At 69.1% G+C, this 1941-nt stretch carries 2 protein-coding genes; both read right to left on the reverse strand.

Features of this window, described 5'->3' with window-relative positions:
- Positions 1-127: 127 nt before the first annotated feature.
- Positions 128-1051, reverse strand: coding sequence for a carbohydrate ABC transporter permease (locus tag AB0C29_RS46055; RefSeq protein ID WP_360834366.1), 924 nt, complete (start codon positions 1049-1051; stop codon positions 128-130).
- Positions 1048-1938 (reverse strand): ABC transporter permease subunit, encoded by an 891-nt coding sequence (locus AB0C29_RS46060; protein ID WP_360834368.1) that lies wholly within the window; start codon positions 1936-1938, stop codon positions 1048-1050. Before AB0C29_RS46060 ends, AB0C29_RS46055 begins: the two co-directional genes overlap by 4 nt.
- Positions 1939-1941 lie beyond the last annotated feature (3 nt).

A 1941-nucleotide genomic window follows, 5' to 3' on the forward strand; every position in this document is an offset into this window, starting at 1 on the left:
GCACCGGGCCGGGTGGCAGCGGTGCTCCGCGCCCGGCACGAGGCCAGGATCGAGGTGGGCGCTCCGGCGGCCGGGGCGGCGTACCGAAAAGTGACGCTGCCGGCCGGCCGGCCGGTGCCGATCGTCCTCAGCCCTTGACCGCTCCGAGGATCACGCCCCGGGTGAAGTGGCGCTGCACGAACGGGTAGACCAGGGCGATCGGGGCCACGGTCACCACCACCACGGCCATCTTGATCGCCAGGGTGGGTGGCAGGGCGACCCCCACCGCACCCGAGGTCTGCGGGGCCTGTCCGGCCAGGATGTAGCTCTGCAGGATCCGCTGGATCGGGAACTTCTCGTTGTCGTCGATGTAGAGCAGCGCGTTGAACCAGATGTTCCAGTAACCGACCGCGTAGAACAGGCCCACCACCGCGACCACCGCCCGCGACAGCGGCAGCACGATCCGGAGCAGGATGCGGAACTCGCCGGCCCCGTCGATCCGGGCGCTGTCGAGCAGCTCGCCCGGGATGTTCTGGAAGAACGCCCGGACCACGACGAGATTGAACACGCTGACCGCGCCCGGCAGGATCAGCGACCACAGGCTGTCCTTGAGGCCGAGCCCGGTCACCACCAGATAGCTCGGCACCAGGCCGGGATAGATCAGGAAGGTCAGCAGGAAGTAGAAGAGCAGGCCGCGGTGCAGAACCGAGCCGGGCCGGGACAGGCCGTAGGCGGCCAGCACGGTCAGGACCAGGCTGAAGGCGGTGCCGACCACGGTGACCAGGGTGCTGATCAGCAGCGCCTTGCTGATCTGCCCACCGGAGAAGATGATCCGGTACGCCGAGAAGTCGAGCCCGCGTGGCACCACCACCAGGCCACCGGCGGCGTTGATCGTCTCCCGCGACGACAGGCTGGTCACCAGCACCACCCACAGCGGCACCAGCACGGCCAGCACGACGGCCGTCAGCACCACCCCCTTGGCGGTCTGGCCGGCGATCCCGGGATCCTCCTCCCAGGCCGGCCGCTCGGGATGCCGGCGGCGCGACGCGCGCAGATTCGTGGTCGCGGTCATGATCGCGAGTACACCCCCCGTTCGCCGAGCAGATGGGCGACCTTGTTGGCCGCCAGGATCAGCACTAGCCCGACCATCGCCTTGAACAGCCCGGCGGCAGCGCCGAAGCCGTAGTCGCCGGTCGCGATGGACTGGTGGTAGACGAAGGTGTCCAGCACCTCGGCGGCCTGCCGGCCGACCGCGTCACGCTGCAGCAGGAACTGCTCGAAGCCGACCGACAGGGCGTCGCCCAGCCGCAGGATCAGCAGCAGCACGATGACCGGGCGCAGGCTGGGCAGGGTGATGTGCCACAGCCGGCGCCAGCGGCCGGCGCCGTCCACGGCCGACGCCTCGTACAGGTTGGGGTCGACCGCGGCCAGCGCGGCCAGGAAGACGATCGTGCCCCAGCCCAGGTCCTTCCAGACCGCCTCGGCGGTCACCAGCACGATGAAGGTGTCCGGGTTCGACATGATCTCCGGCGGGTTGATGCCCGCGTCGCGCAGCTCCTGCGACAGCAGCCCGGCGCCGCCGAGCATCTGCACGAAGAAGGTCACCACCAGCACCCAGCTGAAGAAGTGCGGCAGGTAGACCACGGTCTGCACGAAGCCGCGCAGCCGCCGCGACAGGATGCTGTTGAGCAGGATCGCCAGCGCGATCGGCAGCGGGAAGAAGAAGACCAGCTGGAACGCGGTGATGGACAGCGTGTTCCACAGTGCGTCCCAGAACGCCGGGTCGGCGAAAAGATCCCGGAAGTTGTCCAGGCCGACGAACGGGCTCGAGGTCAGTGCCTGCAGCGCATCGTCGCCCAGGTACGGGTTGTAGTCCTGGAACGCCACGATGTTGCCCAGCACCGGCAGGTAGTGGAAGAGCAGCAGGACTACGGCGCCCGGCGCGACCATGGCCAGCAGCGG

Origin of the sequence: Actinoplanes sp. NPDC048791 (assembly GCF_040650095.1) — a bacterium.
Taxonomy (GTDB): domain Bacteria; phylum Actinomycetota; class Actinomycetes; order Mycobacteriales; family Micromonosporaceae; genus Actinoplanes.